This window comes from Limnohabitans sp. T6-20 (assembly GCF_003063505.1).
In the GTDB taxonomy this organism is placed as follows: domain Bacteria; phylum Pseudomonadota; class Gammaproteobacteria; order Burkholderiales; family Burkholderiaceae_C; genus Limnohabitans_A.
In genome coordinates this window covers 239,593-264,468 of sequence record NZ_NERW01000003.1, presented here as the reverse complement: position 1 = coordinate 264,468, position 24,876 = coordinate 239,593, and the positions used below count along the sequence as shown (strand labels likewise).

The window sequence follows — 24,876 nt, the reverse complement described above, 5'->3', positions numbered from 1 at the left end:
GCCATCAACACCTTGCTGGCCACCACCAGCGCGGTCACCTACACCCCGTCTGCCAACTACAACGGCGCAGACACGCTGACCCTGCTCACCAACGACGGTGGCAACACCGGCACCGGTGGCGTGTTGACCGACAGTGACACGGTGTCCATCACCGTCACCGCCGTCAACGATACGCCGGTCAACACCGTGCCTGCTGCGATGAGCACCGACGAAGACACGGCCTTGCTTCTCACCGGCCTGAGCATCGCTGACGTGGACGCAGGCACCGGCAGCATGACTGTGACTTTGAGCGTGGCCCACGGTACCTTGGCCGTGATCGGTGGCACCGCCACCATCACGGGCAGCGGCACCGCCAGCGTGACCCTCACTGGCACAGCTGCGCAAATCAACGCCACCCTGAGCGCCTCCAACGCAGTCACATACACCCCGAGCGCCAACTACAACGGCGCAGACACTCTGATCCTGCTCACCAGCGACGGTGGCAACACCGGCTCAGGCGGCACCTTGACCGACACTGACACGGTGGCCATCACCGTCAATGCCGTCAACGATGCACCCGTCAACACCGTGCCTGGCGCTAAGACCACCGCCGAAGACACGGCCCTGGCCGTGACCGGCCTGAGCATTGCCGATGTGGATGTGGGCAGCAGCACGATGACGGTCACCCTCAGCGTGGGGCAGGGCACCGTGACGGTGCTCGCCAGCGCAGGTGTGACGATCACCACCAACGGCACCGCCAGCGTGCAGCTGAGCGGCACCGCCAGCGCCATCAACACCTTGTTGGCCACGGCCAACGGCGTCACCTACACGCCTGCTGCCAACTACAACGGCAGCGACACCCTGACCGTGCTCACCAGCGACGGCAGCCTGACCGACAGCGACACCGTGGCCATCACCGTGACCGCCGTCAACGACGCGCCCACCGTGACCGTGCCTGTGGCACAAAGCACCAACGAAGACACGGCCAAAGTCATTACCGGTTTGAGCATTGCCGACGTCGATGCCAGCACCGGCACCATGACCGTCACCTTGGCTGTGGGTCACGGCAGCGTGACCGTGTTGGCCAGTGCCGCCACCACCGCGGGTGTCACCCTCACCACCAACGGCACTGCCAGCGTGCAGCTGAGCGGCACCGTCAGCGCCATCAACACCTTGTTGGCCACGACCAACGCCGTGACCTACGCGCCTGCCGCCAACTACAACGGCAGCGACACCCTCAACGTCACCGTCAGCGACGGTGGCAACACCGGCTCGGGCGGCACCAAGTCGGGTTCAGGCAGCGTGGCCCTGACGGTCAACGCCGTCAACGACGCGCCCGTCAACACCGTGCCTGTGGCACAAACCACAACCGAAGACACCGCTAAAGTCATCAGCGGCTTGAGCATCGCCGATGTGGACAGCGGCACAGGCACCTTCACCGTCACCTTGGGCGTAGACCACGGCACCGTCACCGTGTTGGCCAGTGCGGCCACCACAGCGGGCGTCACCTTGACCACCAACGGCACCGGCAGCGTGCAACTCAGCGGCACCGTCACGGCCATCAACACCCTGTTGGCCACGGCCAACGCCGTCACCTACACGCCAGCGGCCAATTACAACGGCAGCGACACGCTGACCATGACCACCAGCGACAACGGCAACACCGGCTCGGGCGGCTCGCAAAGCGACATCGACACCGTGGCCATCAGCATCAGCGCGGTCAACGATGCGCCGGTCAACACGCTGCCCGCCACTTTGGTGACCAGCGAAGACACCATCACCGCACTCAACGGCCTGAGCGTGACCGATGTCGATGCCGGCACAGGCACCATCACCGTCACCCTGACGGTGGCCCACGGCACCTTGACGGCACAGGCAGCCACAGGCGTCACCCTCACCACCAACGGTACAGCCAGCGTGCAACTCAGTGGCACCGTCACAGCCATCAATACCTTGCTCGCGACTGCAGGCGGCGTGAGCTACACGCCAGCAGCCAACTACAACGGCGCAGACACGCTCACCATGCTCACCAACGACGGCGGCAATGCCGGCACGGGCGGCACCTTGACTGACTCCGACACCATGGCCATCACGGTCAATGCTGTCAATGACGCACCGGTCAACACCGTGCCCGTTGCTACGCAAAGCACCAACGAGGACACGGCCAAAGTCATCACCGGCTTAAGCATTGCCGACGTCGATGCAGGCACCGGCACCCTGACCGTCACCTTGGCTGTGGCCCACGGCACCGTAGCCGTCTCAGGTGGCACGGCCAGCATTGCCAACAGCGGCACCGCTACCGTCACCATCACCGGCACCTTGGCGCAAATCAACGCCACGCTCAGTGCGGCCAACGCCGTCACCTACACCCCTGCGCTCAACTACAACGGCGCAGACACGCTGACCATGACCACCAGCGACGGTGGCAACACCGGCGGTGCAGCGCAAAGCACCATCAGCACCGTGGCGCTCAGCGTCGCAGCGATCAACGACGCGCCCGTGTTGGCCGACACCATCCTCACCTTGCCTGCGGTGGCCCAAAACTCCGCAGCACCCTCGGGTGTCGTGGGCTATGCCGTCAGCAGCTTGCTGGGTGGCGCGAGCGATGTCGATGCCAGCGCTTTACAAGGCATCGCCATCACCGGCGTCAACGCCAACGGCAAGCTGTATATCTCCACCGACAGCGGCGTCACCTGGACAGAAAACACCACCGCACTGAGCACAAGCAATGCCTTGTTGCTCAAAGCGGATGCGACTAACCGCGTGTACTTCATGCCCAATGCCAACTACGAAGGCATTGCGGCAGACGCCTTGAGCTTCCGTGCGTGGGACCAAACCAGCGGCACCCAAGGTTCGTTCGTCAGCACCACCACCAACGGCACAAGCACCGCGTTCTCCAGCTTCACCGAGACGGTCAGCCAGTCGGTGGGACGCACACTCACCATCAACACCGTGTCGGCAGACAACATGGTCTTCATCAACGAAGCCATCCCATTAACTGGCACGGCCGCAGCCGGTGCCCGCGTATCGCTCAACATCAATGGCACCACGCGCAGCTTGACTGCAGATGCTGACGGTGCCTGGTCATACGAGCTCAAACTTGAACCCTTGGTGCGCTACATCATGGTGCGTAAAACCCTGACCAATAGCAACGCTTCATGGGGTGTGGGTGGCAACGGCGTATTCACCATCAATGAAGTGACGGTCATGCAAGGCAATAACAACATTGCCTTGGGCAAATCCGTCACCTCATCGGCCAATGCACAGGGTTCGCCTTCGGCCGTGACCGATGGCAGCAACGGCACGTTTGAGATCAACGGCGTTGGCACAGGCATCTCGTTTGACGCATGGGTACAGGTCGATTTAGGTGGTTTCTTCCGCTTCGACACCATCAAAGCCACTGGTCGTTCGGATTACGTTGACCGTACCAATGGCGGCACCATCTACGCTTCCATTCAGGACATGTCTGGCATGACGAATGCCCAACTGAGTGCAGCTGTTTCTGCAGGCACCATCGCCAGCAACGCCATCACAGGCTTGACCAGTACAGCCCCTAGTTTCACCGCTACCCAGCCCAACGCGGCCGACAAAGAAGTCATCAACGCCGGTGCCAACACCATCACCGCCACGGCCACCGATGGGAACAACGTGGTCACCACGGCCAGCAAAACCGTCACCCTCGACGCCGTGTTGCCTGCAGTGACCAGCCTGTCTGTCAGCAGCGCCAGTGGCGCAGTGGGCACCTGGCTCAACACAGGCGATGTGGTCACCGCCACCGTCAACTTGGGTGAGGACGTGATCGTCACCGGTGCACCTCAACTCGGCTTGACCGTGGGCAGCACCGTGGTGCAAGCCACGTACGACGCGGCCAACTCGACCGCACGCGTGCTCAAGTTCAACTACACCGTCACCTCGACGGTGAACGACAGCAACGGCATCAGCCTGGCTGCCAATGCGCTCACGCTCAACGGCGGCAGCATCAAGGATGCCGCTGGCAACAACGCCAACTTGGTCAGCGTGGCCGTGGCTGACAACGCCAGCTACAAAGTAGACACCACCGTGCCCACCGCCGTGGCCGACACCGCCAATGGCACCGAAGACAGCACCAGCCTGAGTGGTGATGTCTCGACCAACGACACGGGAAAGGACAGTGTGGACAGCTTCACACTTACTAGCACCACCGTGGGCACCTACGGCACCCTGGCGCTGGCTAGCAATGGCACCTGGTCCTACACCCGCAACAGCACCGACCTCAACGCGATTGGGGCCAATGTCACCGACGTTTTCAATTACAAGGTCACCGATGCCGCAGGCAACTCCACCAGCAGCACCCTGACCGTGACCCTGGTGCCTGTCAACGACGCACCCGTCAACACCGTGCCTGGTGCACAAACCACGATCGAAGACACCGCCAAAGTCATCACTGGTCTGAGCATTGCAGACGTCGACGCGCTCTCGGGCAGCATGACCGTCACCTTGTCGGTGGCCCAAGGCACCCTGGCCGTGACGGGCGGCACTGCCACCATCGCAGGCAGTGGCACCGCCAGCGTCACCCTGACCGGCACGCTGACGCAAATCAACGCCACCTTGAGCGCCACCAACGCGGTGACTTACACCCCCACCGCCAACTACAACGGTGCCGACACGCTCACCATGCTCACCCATGACGGCGGCAACACGGGTGGCGCGGCACTGACCGACACCGACACAGTGGCCATCACCATCACCGCCGTCAATGACGCGCCTGTGATCACCGTGCCCGCAGCACAAACCACCGTTGAAGACACGGCTTTGGTCATCGCAGGACTGAGCTTCACCGACGTGGACGCAGGCACAGGCAACGTCACCGCCACCTTGGCTGTCACGCAAGGCACGGTCAACGTGCTGAGCGGCGCCGGTGTGACCATCGCCACCAACAGCACCGCCAGCGTGCAGTTGACCGGCACCTTGAGCGCCATCAACACCTTGTTGGCCAGTGCCAACGCGGTGACCTACAACCCCAGCGCCAACTACAACGGCAGCGACAGCCTGACCCTCACCGTCAACGACGGCGGCAACACCGGCGGTGTGGCGCAAAGCACCTCGGGCTCGGTGGCCATCACCGTCAACGCCGTCAACGACACCCCGGTGCTGGCCAACGCCATCCCGGATCAGACCGCCATCTTGGGCACTGCCTTCAGCTACACCGTGCCTGCCAACAGCTTCAGTGATGTGGACAGCACGCTGACTTACACCGCCACGCTGAGCGACGGCACAGCTTTGCCCAGCTGGCTCACATTCAACGCCACCACGCGCACCTTCAGTGGCACACCCACGTCCACCAGCGACCTGAACCTCAGAGTCACCGCCAGCGATGGCAGTCTGAACGCCAGCGACACCTTCTTGCTGGCCATCCCTCCCGTGGTCAACAGTGTGGCCCTGACCAGCGCCACCAATGCCGCCAACAACACGCTCAATGCAGGCGACGTGGTCACGGCCACAGCCACCTTCAGCGAAGTGGTCAACGTCACCGGAACCCCCCAATTGGCACTCATCATCGGTGGCACCACCGTGATGGCCAACTACGCCTCGGGTTCGGGCACGTCTGCGCTGACCTTCACCTACACCATCACGTCGGCACAAAACGACCCTAACGGCATCAGCATCGCTGCCAACGCGCTGAGCCTGAACGCCGGCACCATCAAAGATGCTGGTGGCAGCAACGCCACCTTGGGCTCTACCACCGTGGGGGACAACGCCAGCTTCATGGTGGACAACACGGCGGCCACCGTCAGCAACCTGAGCCTTAGCGCCACAGACGCCAGCGCAGGCGGCTGGCTCAACGCGGGCGATGTGGTCACCGCCACCGCCACCTTCAACGAGGCCGTGACCATCACCGGCACACCGCAAGTGGCGCTCAACATTGGCGGCACTACCGTGTACGCCAACTACGCCACGGGTTCGGGCACCAACACCGTGACGTTCACCTACACCGTGGGCGGCAGCGACAACGACAGCAATGGCATCAGCCTGGCGGTCAATGCCCTCAGCGCGGCCACTGGCAGCATCCAGGATGCGGCAGGCAACAACGCCAACCTGAGCACCCCAGCCATCAGCGACATCATCAACCTCAAAGTCGATGTGGCCGCCCCCATCGTCACGTCCGTGGGCCCCGTGGCCTATACCGACGCTCAAAACGCCACCCTCAATGCGGGCGACACGGTCACGGTGGACGTCAACTTCAATGACATCGTCAACGTCACAGGCGCTGGCTCCAACTGGCCGCAACTGGACCTGGTCATTGGCAGCACCACCGTCAAAGCCGATTACCTCAGCGGCTCGGGCACCTCGACGCTCAAGTTCAAATACACCATCCTGTCTGGCCAGACCGACGCAGACGGCATCGTTGTGCCCAACAACGCGCTCAGCCTGAACGGCAGCACCATCCTCGACCCTGCAGGCAACGAAACCCAGCGTGATGGCGCTGGCATGGTGTACCTGACTGGTTTGATTGCCCTGAACAAGGTCGACACCAGCGCGCCTGCCGCGCCTGTTTTGGCTTTGGGCACCGGTGTGACCGGTGGTGCAACGCAGTCAGAAGCCACGGCCACTGGTGGCGTGGTCACCCTCACGGCCGAGCAAGACGCCACAGTCAAGGTGACGTTCACCCGTGGCAGCAACAGCGTGATCAAGACCGCCATTGGCAGTGGTGCCACGGCTTTGGCTGTACAACTGAGCGATGCCGACCTGAGCACCTTGGGCAACGGCACCATCAACGTGAGCGCTGTGGCCACCGACGCAGCGGGCAACGCCAGCAACACGGGCAGCACCAGCTTTGAGTTGGACACCGCAGCCCCCACCACCCCCACCGCAGCACCCACTGCCTATGTGGACAACGTGGGTGGCACGCAAAACACCGCCAGCACAGCAGCCAGCACCGACGACACCACCCCGGGCATCCAGTTGCCCACGGGCCTCACCACCACCGTCAAGCTGTATGTGGACGGCGTGCTCACCGCTGCCACCTACGACAACACCACCGGCGTGTTGACACCCAACAGCGCACTGGCCACCAGCGCCACCGCCAAGAGCTTCACCTACACCCTCACCGATGCCGCAGGCAACGAGAGCGGCCAAAGTCCCGCACTGAGCATCGCCATCCTCGCGGCACCTGTTTTTACCAGCACCACCACGGCCAGCTTTGCAGAAAACACCGCCACCAGCACAGCGGTCTATACCGCCGCAGCGGGCACTGGCGTGACCTACAGCATCGACACCGGCGTGGGTGCAGATGGTGCCAAGTTCGCCATCAACAGCAGCACCGGCGTGCTGACCTTTGTGGCTTCGCCCAACTTCGAGGTGCCCACTGATTCGGGCACCAACAACGTGTACGACGTGACCGTGCGCGCCACCAACGTGACCGGTGCCTACACCAACCAAAACGTGGCAGTGACCGTGACCAACGTGAACGAAGCGCCGGTCAACACCGTGCCCGCCGCACAAACGGTCAACGAAGACACGGCGTTGGCCATCACCGGCATCAGCGTGGCCGACGTGGACGGCAACGTGGCCACCACGCAACTCACCGTGACCAACGGCAGCCTGACCGTCAGCCTGGCCGGTGGTGCCACCGTCAGTGGTGGCGTCAACGGCTCGGCCACAGTCACCTTGAGCGGCACTGCCACCCAAGTCAACGCGGCCTTGGCCACCTTGAGCTACACCGGCAGCGCTAACTTCAACGGCTCGGCCACGTTAACTGTGCTCACCACCGACGCCAGTGGCCTGACCGACAGCGACACCGTGGCCATCACGGTCACGGCCGTCAACGACACGCCTGTGCTGGCCACTGGGTCGACCTTGGCCTATGTTGAAAACGACGCGGCGACCGCCATCAGCACCGGCATCACCGTCAGCGATGCAGACAACGCCACATTGACTTCGGCCACGGTCAGCATCAGCGCCGGCTTCGTCGCCGGGCAAGACGTGCTCAGCTTCACCAATGCCAGCATGGGCAACATTGCGGGCAGCTACAACGCCACCACGGGTGTGATGACACTGACCTCTTCAGGCAGCACCGCCACGCTGGCCAACTGGCAAGCGGCCCTGCGTGCAGTGAAGTACAGCAACACGTCAGAAAACCCCACCACGGCGGCACGCACCGTGAGCTATGTGCTCAGCGACGGCACCGCCAGTTCGACCGCATTGACTTCGACCATCAACGTCACAGCTGTCAACGACGCCCCGGGCACCTCGACCACCATCACCTACACGGTCATGGAAGAGTCACCGGCACCTGTGAACGGCACCACCACCGGCACGGCCATTTCTGCACTGTCCGGCCTGAGCGGCCTGGACGCCGATGGCACTGTGTTGGGCCTGGCCATCATCAGCCAACTCAAAAACGGTTATGGCGCGTTCTGGTACAGCCTGAACGGTGGCACCACCTGGACAAACCTGAACACCATCGCCAACATCTCTGCCACCAACGCGCTGGTGCTGGACAGCAGCGCACGTGTTTACTTCCAGCCTGGCGCTGACATGTCCGGCAGCATCGACTATGTGACGCAGTACACCTGGGATGGCTCCGACGGAGCCACCACGGGCTCGCTGGTGGACCTGACGGGCAAGCTGGGCGGCAGTGGGGCGTATTCATCGACGTCCAACCGCTTGAACCTCTCGGTTACCGACATCAACGATGCCCCAAGCTTGTCGGTTACCGCACTGGGCGGCAACTACACAGGCACCGCCGTGGCGGCCTTTGGCAGTGCCAGCGCATACCAGGGCGGCTCCATGGGGGAGGGCACCCAAAAATTCATCAAACTGGTTCTGACCGTGAGCGGTCTGATCGATGGTGCGAATGAAAAACTGTCCGTGGATGGCACCACCTTCAGCCTGACCGACACCACCACGGGCACCACCGCCACCAACGGCATGACGTATTTGGTGAGCGTGACCAGCGCCACCGCCACCGTCACGCTGACCAGCTCAGCCGGTCTGACCACCGCATTGCTCAATGCGATGGTCAACAGCATCACCTACAGCGATCTGTCGAGCGTGCAAAGCATTGGCAACCGCGTCATCACACTCACCAGCCTGCAAGACAACGGCGGTGTGCTCTACAGCGGTGTTGACACTGCCACCCTGAGCCTGGCGAGCACCGTGGCCGTGCCCAACACGGCACCCGTCAACGTGGTGCCCGGCGCACAGACAGTGGCCGAAGAAGCCGCTCTGAGCATCTCTGGCCTGAGCGTGAGCGACATCAACGCCAACCTGGCCAGCACCCAGCTGAGCGTGAGCCATGGCACTCTGAATGTGAGCCTCACAGGCGGGGCCACCATCAGTGCCGGTGCCAATGATTCAGCCACCCTGACCCTGAGCGGCACAGCCACACAAATCAATGCGGCACTGACCAGCCTCAAATACACCGGCGTACTCAACTACAACGGCGCTGACACCCTGACCATGGTGTCCAAAGACAGCGCAGGCACACCGCTGCAAGACACCGACACCGTGGCCATCACCGTCACCGCCGTCAACGACGCGCCGGTGTTGGCCGATACCGTGCTGAGCTTGCCAGCTGTGGTGCAGGGCGCTACTGCGCCTGTCAACGGCACGGCTGTGGGCGCCTTGGTCAGCAGCCTGGTGGGTGGCATCACCGATGCGGATGCCGGTGCAGTGAAAGGCATTGCCATCACCGGTGTGAACACCGGGGGCACGCTTTACTACACCTTGAATGGCGGCACCACCTGGACCGCGTTCACCGACTTCACCAGCAACCGTGCCTTGGGCATCTTGTCGGACAGCGACAACCGTTTGTACTTTGTTCCTGCCAGCGGCGATGTGGGCACGGTGTCGAGCGCTCTCACATTCCGCGCTTGGGACCAAGCTGGTGGCGCAGCCGAAGGTGCGGTCACATGGTTCACCGGCACCTCCGCTTCGTATTCCACCGCCACCGACACCATCAGCCAGTATGTGGTCAAGCCAGTGGCCATCAACGCCGTGTCCACCGACAACGTGGTCAGCTCCGCTGAGACCTTGGTTGTCAGCGGCACCGCCGACAACAACGCGACCGTGGCCCTGACCATCAAAGGCCAGACCGTGAACGTGGTGGCCGATGCCAGCGGCAACTGGAGCTACGACGGCAGCAAAGTGCGCTACATCATGGTGCGCAAAGACCTGAAAAACATGGCTTATGGCTCGGGTTTGGGCGAGACGCAAGTGAATGCTGTGTGGAACATCGGTGACGTGCGCGCCATGGACGGCACCACCAACCGCGCAACCAATGCAACCGTGACGTTTTCAGCGAATGGCACCAAAGCTGGGGGCGGCTCATTGACCGACGGTAATAACACCACTTACATCGAAATTGTGGGTGGCACTTTCGGCGGCACCGACCGCGATGTGTGGGTGCAACTCGACTTGGGGGCTTCGTATGCCTTGTCGTCCATCGATGTGCTGGCACGCGCAGGCGGCTGGGCTGAGCGCCTGAACGGCAGCGTGGTCTACACCTCGAACCAGGACATGTCGGCCATGACCCGCGCCCAGCTGGACGCGGCCTTCAACGTCAACAGCTCGGTGGTGGCCCTCAACAACGATGGCACGGTGTACACCGTGACGTCTCCTATCTCCACCAACAGCCTCGATTTGGTGGCGGGCAGCAACACCATCAGCGCCACCGAAGTGGTGCAGGGCGCTACCAGCAACGCCACCAAAGCTGTGGTCAGCACCAGCACATGGACTTGGAGCAACAGCTTTGACAATGCCGCAGACCCGATGGCAGGTGCAACCTGGAGTGGATCACCCGACACCGGTAGCAACGCCTATGTGGTGAATGCCGACACAACCGATGCCGACAAAGAGGTCAAGTACCTCAATGGCGCCAACACCTCGTCTTTGTGGCAAGTCCTTGATCAAAAAATGGGCAGCAACCAGCGAGTGACCAGCTTCAAGGCCGAGCATGATTTCGACATGACGGGTCTTGGTGATGTTTTCCAATTCCGCTTCCGTGAGCATGCCAGCCAGAAAGGTCTGATCGTTTCGTTCAACAGCACCAGCACGGGCACCAACGTGGTGATGAGCTGGAACCTCACGACCTTCAAAACGCAGGCACTCACCACCACCTTGTTGTCACGTCAACCGGACCACATCACTTACGAAGTGTCTGATGCTGGCGTTGTCACGGTCACATTGGCGGGCGCGGGCAACACGACGGAAACGATCACAGGCACCATTCCATCGGGCGCATGGGCCAGTCAGGACATGACAGGTTTTGCGTATGGCGTTTATGGCTGGACAGGGGCTTTCGTTGCTCAGGGTTGGGTGGACAACGTCAACATCACGTCTACCGTGGCATCCAGCGTGGCATTGCCCACCGTCAGCAACATCAGCGTATACAACAACACCGCCACCGAAGTCCTGGTCACCCCGGGCGCGGGTTCGGCAGACACCACTCCGCTGCTCAAAGGCACAGCCACAGCGGGTGCCACCGTGAAGGTGTATGAAGGCACGCAACTGTTGGCCAGCACCACGGCAGATGCCACTACGGGCGCATGGAGCGTTGAGTCCACCGCATTGACCACCGGCGCGCACACCCTGAGCGTGCGTGCGGTCGACGCCAACGGTAACATAGGCGAACCCACCACCGTGAGCCTGTTGGTCAACACCACCACCAGCACCTGGACCTACAGCAACAGCTTTGACAACGCCATCGACCCCTGGGCTGGTGCCACATTGACCACCACCGGTGCAGGCACCGCCATCACGAATGCTGATACGTCCGATACGGACTTGGAATTCAAAGTCATCGACAGCGTAGGCCAAGAGAACATTGCCCTCAGCAAGGTCATGGCTATTGGTGCCAACCAGCGCATGGCAGCGTTCACCACCACGTTTGACATGGACATGACCAGCGTGTCCTCTGGCACCAACACCAACCGTTTTGAGTTGCGCTACGGCTACGGTTTTGCCGATGGCTTGTCGGTGAAGTTTGCTGAAAGCGCCATCACGGTCTTTTGGAACGGCGCACAGGTGGTCACACAGGCCACGGCTTTGTCAGCGCGTGGCTCAGACCGTGTGACCATCAGCATGGACGCTGCTGGCAACATCAGCGTGGGCTTGACGGGTTATGGCTCAGGTTCGGGCAATACCCCGATCACTGTGACCGGAACCGTTCCGACTTCGTTGTGGGCCACACAGGCCATGGCCAATTACAAGTTCTCGTTCTACGGTGACATTGCTGGCATCACGGCCTCGTCTGCATGGATCGACAACTTGGCCATCAACGCCACGGTCAAATCCACCGTGTTGCTGCCCACCGCCACCATCACCAACGTGAACGACAACGTGGGCGCGGTCACGGGGGCGCTGACCAACGGTAGTTTGACCGACGACACCCGCCCCACACTGACCGGCACAGCCACACCGGGTTCATTGGTGCATGTGTACGACGGCGACTTTTTCCTCGGCGCTGTGTATGCCCACATGACCACAGGCGTTTGGACCTTTGCGGTAGATGGCACCTCTGTCAGCACTTATGCAAACAGTGGCGCGGCACACACCTTGTCGCAAGGCCTGCACACCCTCAACGTGCGCGCTGTGGACGCCAGTGGCAACATGGGCGAGGCCAGCACCTTTAGCCTGATGGTCGACAGCATGGTGCCCACCGTGACTGCTGTGGCCGTCACCGGCACCAGCGGCATGTCCAACAACACCTTGAATACAGGTGATGGCGTCACCATCGGACTGACCATGAGCGAAGCTGTCACCGTGACAGGCTCGCCACAGCTGACGCTGAACATTGGCGGCACTTTGGTGACAGCGACTTACGATTCAACCAATTCGACCTCGACCCTGCTCAAGTTCAAGTACACCATCCTGGCAGGGCAAACCGACATCAATGGCATCAGCGTCCCGGCTGACGCGTTGTCGCTCAATGGCAGCACCATCAAAGACGCTACGGGCAACAACTTGACTTTGACGACCGCGGCCATGGCCGAAAACCTCATCACCGATGGGGCTGTTCCAGCTTCGTCTGGCTGGACCTTGGTCACAACAGGAGGCGGCACGACCTTCCAATCGGGTATGAACTCCACATTGACCTCGGGGGTGTTCACCGACACCAACACCGCAGGTGCGATCCGGGTTTACAACGATGCCTACACGGGCAACAACGCCATCCGCAACACGGCCACGGCATTTGCCACCGGGGTGTCTTACACCTTTGCATTTGATGCACAGCAACTGGGCGCCAACATCACCAATGCGGCCAACTTCAAGTGGCAGTTGCTCGATGCTTCGAACAATGTGGTGCAAGACATCACAGGCTGGTACAGCACGGGCAGCAGCTTGGGCGATGCTGTACAGGGTGCCCGAATGCTCACGGCCAACACTTGGGAAAATTTCTCCACCACGTTCTCGGTGGCCACAGCGGGCAACTACAAATTGGCGTTGTACTCTCAAGTTGCAGGCACGACCAACAGCGGTTCGGACTATGCGATTGACCGGGTGTTCTTGTCCCCGATGAATTACATGGTGGACACCACCGCCCCTACGGGCGGCACCCTGGCCCTTGCGGCTGACACCGGCAACGGTTTTGGTACCGGTACGGCTTCTGACGGCATCACCAACAACAACCAGATCAACGTGACGGGTCTGGAAGGCGGCACGACCACCTGGCAGTACAGCACCGATTCGGGCGTGACCTGGACAACGGGCACAGGCACCAGCTTCACAGTGGCCGACGGCGTCTATGCCGCTGGCGTGCTGCAGGTGCGTCAGATCGATGCTGCAGGCTATGTGCAGGCCACACCTGCCCAAAACGCAGCGCAAATCAAAATCGATACGGGCATGCCTGCTGCACCTTTGGCGGTCTACTTCAGTGACGATCACGGCACCAGCGGCAGCGACTGGACCACCACCAGTGACGCCGGTGCGACCACGTTCTATGTGGTGTCTACTGCAGGCGGTCGCCCCACCGGTGAAACCGTGCAATACAGCACCAACGGCGGCACCACTTGGTCCAGCACCAGCCCGTCGCTGTTTGGCGCCAATGGTTTGGGTACCGTCATGCAAGGTAGCTTGCCCACAGTGACCACCACCTACACCTTCCGCATTGTTGATATTGCGGGCAACGTGTCATCGACCCTTACCAAAACCTTCACCCCCAGCGCCTTGACCACGGCCGCTGCCACGGCGGGCACGTTCACTGTGCCGTCGGTAGGCGATGGCAACACGGTCATTGGTTCGGCAACTGATGACGTGTTTGTGTTGAATCAAGCCGGCATCACCAACTACCTGAGCCAATCCACGGCGTATGTGGAAGGCCACGGCGGCAACGACACCTTGCGCCTGACCGGCGCAGGCACCTCGCTGAGCTTGCTCAACTTCATGAACGACTACACCTTGAACAAAATTCAGGGCATGGAGTTCATCGACATGAGCACCGACACCGGCGCACAGACCCTGATCGGTAACGCACAAGCCTTTGCCTCGCTCACCAAGGCCGCTTGGCTGAACAATGCCAACTTGGCGGCTGGTAACTATCAAATGGTCATCAAAGGCACCAGTGCCGACACCTTGGTGTTGGGCAAGGGCGATGGTTTTGACACGACCGGCTTCACCAAAACAGGCACCAGTGCCAGCGCCGCCAACACAGGTGCGGCTTACGACGACGGCATTGCCTACGACATCTGGACCGACGCTGTTCTGAATGTCCAGCTGCTGGTGCAACAAGGCATCGTAGTGACCTCTGAAACCAACACCACCAACGCCGCGCCGGTGTTGGCCGACACAGCGCTCAGCCTGTCCAGCGTGGCACAAAACGCCGCTGTGCCAACGGGGGCTGTGGGCAGCTTGGTCAGCACCCTGGTGGGTGGCATCACCGACAGCTTTGCCGCCTCGCAAAAGGGCATTGCCATCACCGGCGTGAACACTACTAACGGCACGCTGTACGTCAGCACCGATGGCGGCACGAACTGGAGCACCGTCACGGGCACCTCCGACAGCAATGCCTTGCTCTTGGCCGCAGACGGCGACAACCGTGTGTATTACAAACCCAACGGCACCTACTTGGGCACGATGACCGACGCCATCACCTTGCGTGCGTGGGACCGCACCAGCGGTGCTGATGGCACCTACGTCAGCGCCTCCACCAACGGCAACGCCACCGCGTTTTCGACCGCGACCGACACGGTTTCTCAGCTGGTGTCCAAGGCCGTCACCCTCAACGCTGTGTCGACCGACAACGTGTTGGGCAGCAGCGAAGCGCTGGTGGTCAGCGGCACCGCTGTGGCCAATGCCACAGTGGCTCTGGGCATCAACGGTCAGACCATCAACGTCACGGCCGACAGCTCGGGCAACTGGACGTATGACGGCACCAAGGTGCGCTACATCATGGTGCGCAAGACCTTGGCCAACACCACGGCCACCTCAGACGGCTTCTTGACCATTGGCGATGTGTCTGCCATTCAAACCGGCACAGGCACCAACCTGGCGTTGGGGGCTACGCAGACCCTGTCCAACGCCAACGCGTTTTACTGGAGCGCCGGTCCCTATTCCACAGCGGGCAACATTCACGATGGCAGCTCCAGCGACTTAGCCACCACGTATGCCGAAGCCTACGGCATTCAAACCGCCTATCTGACGGCCGACGGCGATGCGTGGGTGCAACTGGACTTGGGCGCTGCCTATTCGCTGTCCAGCATCGTGGTCAATTCACGTGCGGGTGCGACAGGCTACACCGACCGAACCAACGGCGCGAGCATCTACGCCTCGGCCATCGACATGAGTGGCATGACGCATGCGCAGCTCAACGCGTCGGCACTGGTCAACTCGGTGGTCATCAGCGGTTTGACCGCCAGCGCCACCTCGCAAGCCTTCACCAACAGCGCGCCTTCTATCTATGGCAGCGAGTTGCCAGCCAGCAGCACCATCACCGCGCAAACCACGGTGTCGGGTGTAACCAGCACAGCCTCGACCAATTTGACGGTGTTTGGCTTGACCAGCAGCAGTCCTGCAGACAACGGCTACCTGTCGGACTTGACGGCCAACCTCACGCTGACCTTCAACCAAGCCACGGCCAAAGGCACGGGCACCATTCAGTTGTATAACGCGGCCAACTCCCTGGTTGAAAGCTTTGATGTGGTCAGCAGCAGTCTGGTGACAGGCTGGGGTGGCAACACCCTGTCCATCAACCCGACCGCCAACCTGACGGCGGGCACCAGCTACTACCTCAAGATCGCCGCCACGGCCATCAAAGACACAGCGGGTGACGCCTTTGCAGGCATGACCGACACCACCACGTTCAACTTCACCACCACTGCTGCCGACGGAAGTGTGGTTGCCACGCCAACGATGAGCGGTGCAACCAACAGTTTGTTGGGTATCGCCGTCTCCAGTGCGGGCGATGTCAACGGCGACGGGTATGACGACTTCATACTCGGTGCAAGTGGCGCGCAATCGGCGTATGTGGTCTATGGCAATGCGGCCGGCACACCGCCAGACTTGGTCAGCGGCACCATTGCGTCGAGCAGAGGCTTCCAAATCAGCGGCGGTACCGTGATGGGGCAGTCGGTGTCCAGTGCGGGTGACGTCAACGGCGATGGCTTGGCTGACCTGATCGTCGGGGCTGGCGCTTCCAACAACAGCACGGCTTTTGTGGTGTATGGCGCCGCCAACCGAACGTCCAACGTGGACGTGAATGCGACCAACTTCACTTCGACGGTGGGTTTCAAAATCAGCGGGCAAACCGGCACGTATTTGGGGTCGAGTGTGTCCGGCGCGGGCGACGTGAACGGTGACGGGTTGGCCGACGTGATTGTGAGTTCCATCACTGACGCCAGCAACAACTGTGCTGCGTATGTGATTTATGGCGCAAGCAACGGTGCCAACGTGGATTTGATCAGTGGGACGATTGACCCGCGTTCAGGCTTCAAGATCACGGGCGCAGTGAATCAGCAATTCAGCTATTCCGTGGCTTCTGCGGGCGACGTGAACGGCGATGGCTACAGCGATGTCATTGTGGGCAGCAAGTTTGACAACGATGTCTATGTGGTCTACGGTGCGCCCACCCGCGCCAGCTTCAGCGTGGCAGGCAACACCATTGCAGCCACGGATGGCTTCCGCATTGTCACGGGGGAAACCTCAGCCAATTCGTTTGGTTATACCGTCTCCAGTGTGGGTGATGTGAACGGCGATGGCTTTGGCGATGTGATGATCTGCGATTTCAAAAGCGAAAACACCTTTGTGATTTATGGCAGTGCCAACGGCACCACCGTCAACATCGACGCCAATGCCAACCTGACCGTGGCCACCAGTGGTATGAAAATTGCCGGCCTCTATGGGCTGTCTGCCACCTCCGCAGGCGATGTGAACGGCGACGGTTTGGGCGACATGCTGATTGGCAGTAGCGTCATCAACAGCGGGTATGCCTATGTGATTTACGGCACCACCAGCAACACCACGATCACGGTCAACCCAGCGGCCACATTGGCCGCCAGCATCGGCTTCAAGATCACGGCGGGCACCATGACCTATTTTGGGGAAGTGGCGTCGGCTGCAGGCGACATCAACGGCGATGGCTTGGGTGATTTGTTGATTGGCTCAAGGGGTGCCGGCTACGCCGTTCTGCTTGGCGGCACGCAGTGGGTCACCTCTGCCGTGACCGGCAGCGGCACGGTCACAGGCACCACAGCAGCCGAAGCCATCATTGGCTCGACGGGGGCGGACACCTTGACGGGTGGCGGCGGTGTGGACCGCTTCTTTGCAGGCATGGGCAACGACACCGTGGTGCTGACTGCCAGCGATGTGAGCAACCTCTCTGCCGCATCGGGTGCCACACGTGCCACCATTCAAGGTGGCGGCGGTTTTGACACCCTGCGCCTCACCGGTGGCACCGCGCTGGACCTGACCACCATCAGCAACGCGGGCGGCATGGGTGTGGAAGAAAACAGCCGCATCGAAAGCATCGAGCGCATCGACCTCGCCACCGACAGCACAGCCAACACGCTGACTTTGGCGGCCAGGGACGTCAAAGACATGGCGGGCTTCAACCTGTTCCACACTGGCAGCGCCAGTGCAGACGGCAAGACCTGGACCAACGTGTTGGGCACGGCGCTGAGCGCCACCACCACCTTCCACCAACTGCAAGTGGACGGCGGCAACACCGACAGCCTCGTGCTCAACACCCATGCGGGTGTGTGGACCAACGTGGGCTCGGTGAGCAATGGCACCAGCAACTACACGGTGTACCAGAACACCGCCACCGACACGCAGGTGTTGGTGCAAGCGGGTGTGGCTGTCAGCGTGCCGCCCGTGCTGCTGTACAGCAGCCCGAGCGACAACGCCTACATGCTGGCCTTGGGCAACAACATCACCCTGACGTTTGACCAGGTGGTGCAGCAGGGCACGGGCACCATCGGCATTTACAAGTCTGCCGACAACACGCTGCTGGAAACCGCTTACGACGTGGCCAGCAGTGGCCTGGTCACCGGCTGGGGCACCAACAAGCTGACCATCAACCCGAGCATCGACTTGAATGCGAGCACGGGCTACTACGTCAAGGTGACCAGCACTGCCGTGAAGGGCGCAGGCGGTGCCAGCTTTGTCGGCATCAACGATGAGAGCACCTTCAACTTCAGCACGGCAGCGGCAGATGGCAGCGTGTCTGCTGGTCCAGGCTTTAGCGGCTCATCTGGCAGTTACCTGGGCAAGTCGGTCTCGGGTGCCGGTGACGTGAACGGTGACGGCTTTGACGACTTCATCGTCGGTGCTCCCGTGTCGAACAGTGCATTTGTGGTGTACGGCAATGCGAGCGGCGTGGGTGTGGACTTGAGCAGTGGCACCATCGCCGCCTCCAGGGGCTTCAAAATTTCGGGTGGCAACTCATTGGGCTACTCTGTTTCGGGGGTGGGTGACTTCAACGGTGACGGCTTGTCTGACGTGGTGGTGGGTTCGTACAGCAACACAGGCGCAGCTTATGTGGTGTATGGCAACTCAACCGGCACCAATGTCGCCCTGGACAATAGCCAAAACATTGCGGCGAGCCAGGGGTTCAAGATCACCGGCGCTGCCAACAACTGGTTGGGTTATTCAGTGTCGGGGGCAGGTGACCTCAACGGCGACGGCTTGGCCGATTTGATGGTCAATGGCCCTGGTACTGGCAGCAACGCTGTGAACTATGTGGTGTATGGCCGTGCAAGCAGTGTCGGTTTGAGCTTGGCCGGTGGCACCATTGCCGCGACCGATGGTTTCAAAATCACCAACGTCGACTTGATCTATGCACCCTTGTCCAGTGCAGGCGACATGAACGGTGACGGCTTTGGTGATGTGATCGTGGGAGCCGGCGGGTACAGCAGCGCGTTTGTGATTTACGGTAACGCTTCTGGCACGACGACCCCCATTGGCCCCAACATCGTAGCCAGTGCGGGTTTCAGAATCACCACGGCGCAAGCCGGTAGTTATTTTGCCAGTGATGCAGTTTCTGGAGCAGGCGATGTGAACGGCGACGGTCTGGGTGATGTGGTGATTGGTGCTTATGCCACCAACAGCGCTTATGTGGTGTACGGCAGCACCACTGGCGCCACGGTCAACATTGACAGCACCGGCGGTATTGCTGCGGGCAGTGGCTTTCGGATTGCAGGCACTTCGGGTTCTTTGGGGTCCTATGTCTCGGCTGCGGGCGACATCAACGGTGACGGTTTGGCCGATGTGGTCGTCGGCGCGTCCAGCAGTAATAACTATGCCTATGTGGTGTATGGCAATGCCAGCGGCACCACTGTGAATGTGAACGCCAGTGGTGTCATTGCGGCCACGGATGGCTTCAAGATCACCAACAGTGTGGCTGTCATTGCTTCAACGGGTGATATCAATGGCGACGGCTTGGGCGATCTGATCTTCGGTTCGAACGGCGGAGATTCATACCGCTTGCTGTTGGGCGGCACGCAGTGGGTGACCTCTGCCGTGACCGGCACTGGTACTTTGACAGGTACCAGCGCAGCCGAAGCCCTCATCGGTTCGGCCGCTGCTGACACCTTGACGGGTGGCGGTGGTGTGGACCGTTTCTTTGCAGGCCAGGGCAACGACACCATCGTGCTGACGGCCAGCGACGTGACCAACCTGGCCAACAACGCAACGGGCCAAACCGCTAAAACGACTGTGAGCGGTGGTGGCGGCTTTGACACGATCCGCCTGAGCGGTGGTGCAGGCTTGAACCTGAGCAACATCAGCAACGCCGGTGCGATGGGCTTGGAAGAAAACAGCCGCATCGAAAGCATCGAGCGCATCGACCTGGCCACCGACACCACCGCCAACGCGCTGGTGCTGGCCGCCAAAGACGTGAAAGACATGGCAGGCTTCAACCTGTTCCACACCGGCAGTGCCAGTGCGGACGGCAAGACCTGGACCAACGTGTCGGGCACGGCTTTGGGCACCAGCACAGCCTTCCACCAGGTGCAAGTGGACGGTGGCAACACCGACAGCTTGGTGCTCAACACCCATGCAGGCACATGGACCAACGCGGGCACCGTGAACAACGGCACCAGCGACTACACGGTGTACCAAAACACCGCCACCGACACGCAGGTCTTGGTGCAAGCAGGCGTGAGTGTGTCGAATGCACCTGTCATGTTGGCTGCGAGCAATCCAGTGGCCAATGGCTACCTGACGTCACTTGGCAACGACCTCACGCTGACCTTTGACCAGGTCGTGCTCAAAGGCTCGGGCACGATCCGATTGTTCAACAGCGCAACGGGCGCTTTGGTGGAAGGCTTTGATGTGGCCAGCAGCACGCTGGTGACAGGCTGGGGCACCAGCACCTTGACCATCAACCCGACCTCAGACTTGACCGCGAGCACCGGCTACCACCTCAAGGTGACCGACAACGCGGTGCAAAACGCGGCGGGCAGCACGTTTGCGGGCATTGCCGATGCGACGACGCTGAACTTCACCACGGCTGCGGGTGACAACAGTGTGGCCCCCACGGTTTACACCGGTCCGGCGCTTACTTATGTGGGCTATTCGGTGTCGGGTGCGGGCGACGTGAACGGCGACGGTTATGGCGACTACATCCTCGGCTCGAATCCCCAGACTGCCACGAATGGCATGGCTTTCGTGGTTTATGGTGACGCCAGTGGCTTGGGCATCAACTTGCCCAACGGCACCATTGCTGCCACGAAGGGCTTCAAAATCTCGGGTAGCAACAGCTTGGGTTCTTCGGTCTCAGGCATTGGCGACGTCAACGGTGACGGACTGGACGATGTGATCGTGGGTTCTTACAGCTCGGCAGGTGAGGCCTATGTGGTGTACGGCAACGCCAGCGGAACCGGCGTGGCGCTGGATATCAGCAACAACATCCCCAACAGCAGCAGTGGTTACAAAATCACAGGAGCAGCCAATAGCTATTTGGGCAGTTTTGTGTCGGGCGCAGGCGATGTGAACGGCGACGGTTTGGCCGACGTGATTGTGGGTGCCACTAACCAAAGCGGCGCTGGCAATGCGTATGTGGTTTACGGCAAAGCGGGCACGGGCAGCACGGGTCTGAGCCTGGCCAGCGGGACTATTTCTGCAGCTGATGGTTTCCAAATCAAAGGCAATTCGACCAGTGGTTTAGGCCGCTCGGTTTCTGCCGCTGGTGATGTCAATGGTGATGGTTTGTCGGATTTGATCGTGACAGGCGCTGACAAGATCGTCTATGTGGTTTACGGCAATTCGACGGGTTCCACTGTGGATCTGAGTGCAGGAACCATTGCGGGCAAAGGTTTCAAGATCACGTCTGACAAAGGCACCTCTAACTTTGGCAACAGAGCCTCGAGCGCGGGTGACGTCAATGGCGACGGTTTGGCGGATGTGATTGTGGGCTCTGAATACGACAACACGGCGTATGTGATTTATGGCAACGCCAGTGGCACGGACGTGGCGATTAACAGTACGGCGGGCATTGCTTCCGGCATTGGTTTCCGTATCGTGTCGGCCAAATTGGTGAACTTTGGCTTGTGGGTTTCTGGTGCCGGTGACGTCAACGGTGACGGTTTGGGCGACTTCATCATTGGTAACGACAACAACTCTGTTGGCGCGTATGTGGTGTATGGCAATGCCAGTGGTACCACCGTGAACATAGATAGCAATGGCTCGATCGCTGCAGCCAGTGGTTTCCGGATCAGCGGGCCAACCAGCGGTCTCTACAGCTACAGGGTTTCGGGCGCGGGCGACATCAACGGTGACGGCATGGCTGACCTGTTGGTGGGCTCCAACGCAGCGGGCTACAGCCTCGTGCTGGGTGGCACGCAGTGGGAAACCGCAGCGGTGTCAGGCGGCGGCACGGTGACGGGCACGGCGTCTGCCGAGGCTGTCATTGGCTCAGCGGCAGCCGACACCTTGACGGGTGGCGGCGGTGTGGACCGTTTCTATGCAGGCATGGGCAACGACACCATCGTGCTCACAGCCAGCGACGTGAGCAACCTGGCCAACAACACAGCGGGCGGCCCCAAAGCCCTCGTCAGTGGTGGTGGCGGCTTTGACACGATCCGCCTGAGCGTTGGTGCAGCGTTGGACCTGACGACCATCAGCAATGCAGGTGCGATGGGCCAGGAAGAAAACAGCCGCATCGAGAGCATTGAGCGCATTGACCTGGCCACCGACACGGCGGCCAACACCTTGACCTTGATGGGGCGCGATGTGAAGGACATGGCGGGCTTCAACCTGATTCGCACCGGTTCAGTCAGTGCCGATGGCAACACTTGGACCAATGTGACGGGCAGCACGCGTGCCTCTGGTGTGTTGAGTTTTGAGACAACGCCCGCTGGCATCTCTAGGGTTTGGTCTGGATCTTCAAACGACTGGGCATTGGCCGATGGCAGCAACTCTGGTGATGCTGATTTGGAAGATGTGCTTTATTCTGCGGCGAATTCTGGTCGTTACAGAAACTTGGATTACACCGCCATTGCTGCGGGCACTGCGGTCACAACCATCAGCGCTGGCTTTAATTTCGCCATGAACACAGTAGGTAGCCAATCTGGCGATGGACTGAATTTCTCATTTGGTGACAAGGCTTCATTGGGTAATTTCGAGCAAGGCTATGCAAAAGGCTTGTCGATCGAGTACGGTGGCTTAAATGTGTTTGCGCCAGACCAAAAACTTCACATTTACTGGAACGGCACACAAATTGGTGTTTCGACGGCAGACATCACGCTGGACGCCAAGCACACGACCAACGTGAGCGTGTCAGATACCGGTTTGGTGACGGTGCTGGTCGATGGCAGCTCTTTTGCCACAGCCACGATCAGTGGCTGGCAGACCGCCAACAAAGCGGGGTGGATGTTTGGCTACGGTGGTCGGACTGGGCAGGCCACCGGCAGTGCTTGGGTGGACGATTTGACGGCCACGGCCAATACTCAGGCACTGGGCTCGACAACCAACGCGCACCAGCTGGTGGTGGATGGCTTATCCAGCGACACAGTGGTTTTGTCGCCTGATCTGGGTGACTGGATCAATGCGGGTACCGTGAGCAATGGCAGTTCCAATTACACCGTTTACGCACAATCTTTAGGCGGCAATTCCCAGGTTCTGGTCAGAAGCGGGGTGAATGTGACCAACAACGATCCTGTGCCCTTTACCGGCGGGAATGTGACCGTCAACGGTGTGACCATGTCGCTGGATTACCAGTGGGTTCAAAACGGCAAAAACTACTTTGCAGTCAAGAACTTCAGCGGTACAGGTGATTCCAACAACAACACCATGTACACCACGCACGCTTTGTTGGACACCTTGTTCAACGGAGGCGCTGACACGGTGGACACCACGGTCACGGCAGGCGTAGACGATGCACGAACTTTCTTGTCTGGCGGGTACACCTTTGTGTTGCCCACACAGGCTGAGCTGGTGGCCTTGTCCAACACGATTCCGACAACGGGTTGGTACAACAACCGCTATTGGTCTTCTACGTTGGTTTCTGCCAATACCCACGTTGCCGTTGGAATTGCTGGCGATTGGACTTACAACGTGGCGGACAGTTCGCCTGAGATGCTGGTGTTGCAAGTTCTCCCCGTGGTCATTGACCTGAACCGCGACGGCGTGCTGAGCTACGGCCAAGTGACGATGGACGTGAACGGTGACGGTCATCTGGACACCACCAAGTGGGCCGGTGCGCAAGACGGCGTGTTGGTGTGGGACAAATACGCCGACGGCTTGGTGCACGACAACAGCCAATATGCCTTTGCGCAATACGCCACGACCTATGCCAATGGCTTGGACGCGCAGGGCAAAGCGCCCACCGACTTGTCGGGCTTGGCCGAGGCGTTTGACAGCAACCACGACGGCATGTTTGACGCGCAAGACGCGAAGTTTGCCGAGTTCAATGTGTGGCAAGACGCGAACCAAAACGGTGTGAGTGATGCGGGCGAAGTGCGCAGCTTGGCCGATTGGGGCATCAGCAGCATCAACTTGGTCAGCGATGGCGTGGTGCGCACCCCGGCGTCGGGCGTGATCGAAGCCGGTCGCACCGCGGCCACGGCCACGGATGGCAGCAATGTGCTGGTGTCGGATGCGGGCTTTGAGTACAGCAGCTTGGCTTATTCAGCAGAGACCGTGGCAGGCCTGGGCGCTCACATTGATTTGTGGGGCTCGGGCTTGAACCTGGACTTTGCCAGCTTGGCAGCGGTGCACTTGGGTATTGGCCAAGTGGACTTGTCTGGCCACGGTGCCAACAGCCTGAAGGTAACGCTGAGTGATGTGTTGCAAGGTGCTGTTGCAGGTCGCTTGCTGGTAACGGGTGACGCCGACGACACCCTGGTGTTGCGGGCCGACGAGTGGCAGCAGGCGGGCCAACAGGTGGCGGACAACGGGCAGGTTTATGACGTGTATGCCGCTGCCAATGGTTTGGCCGCGCAGTTGCTGATTGACCAGCAGATATTGCAAAAGCCTTTGTAA

1 protein-coding gene (only partly in view) is annotated in these 24,876 nt (G+C 60.7%); it reads left to right on the top strand.

The genetic code is table 11. The annotated features are described in order from the left end of the window. A protein-coding gene (locus B9Z33_RS12050; protein WP_146183866.1) for a VCBS domain-containing protein crosses the window boundary here: on the top strand, positions 1-24,876 show its 3' portion. The gene continues 19,701 nt to the left of window position 1, outside the view; the window shows 24,876 of its 44,577 coding nt (coding positions 19,702-44,577); its start codon lies off the left edge, out of view; its stop codon occupies positions 24,874-24,876.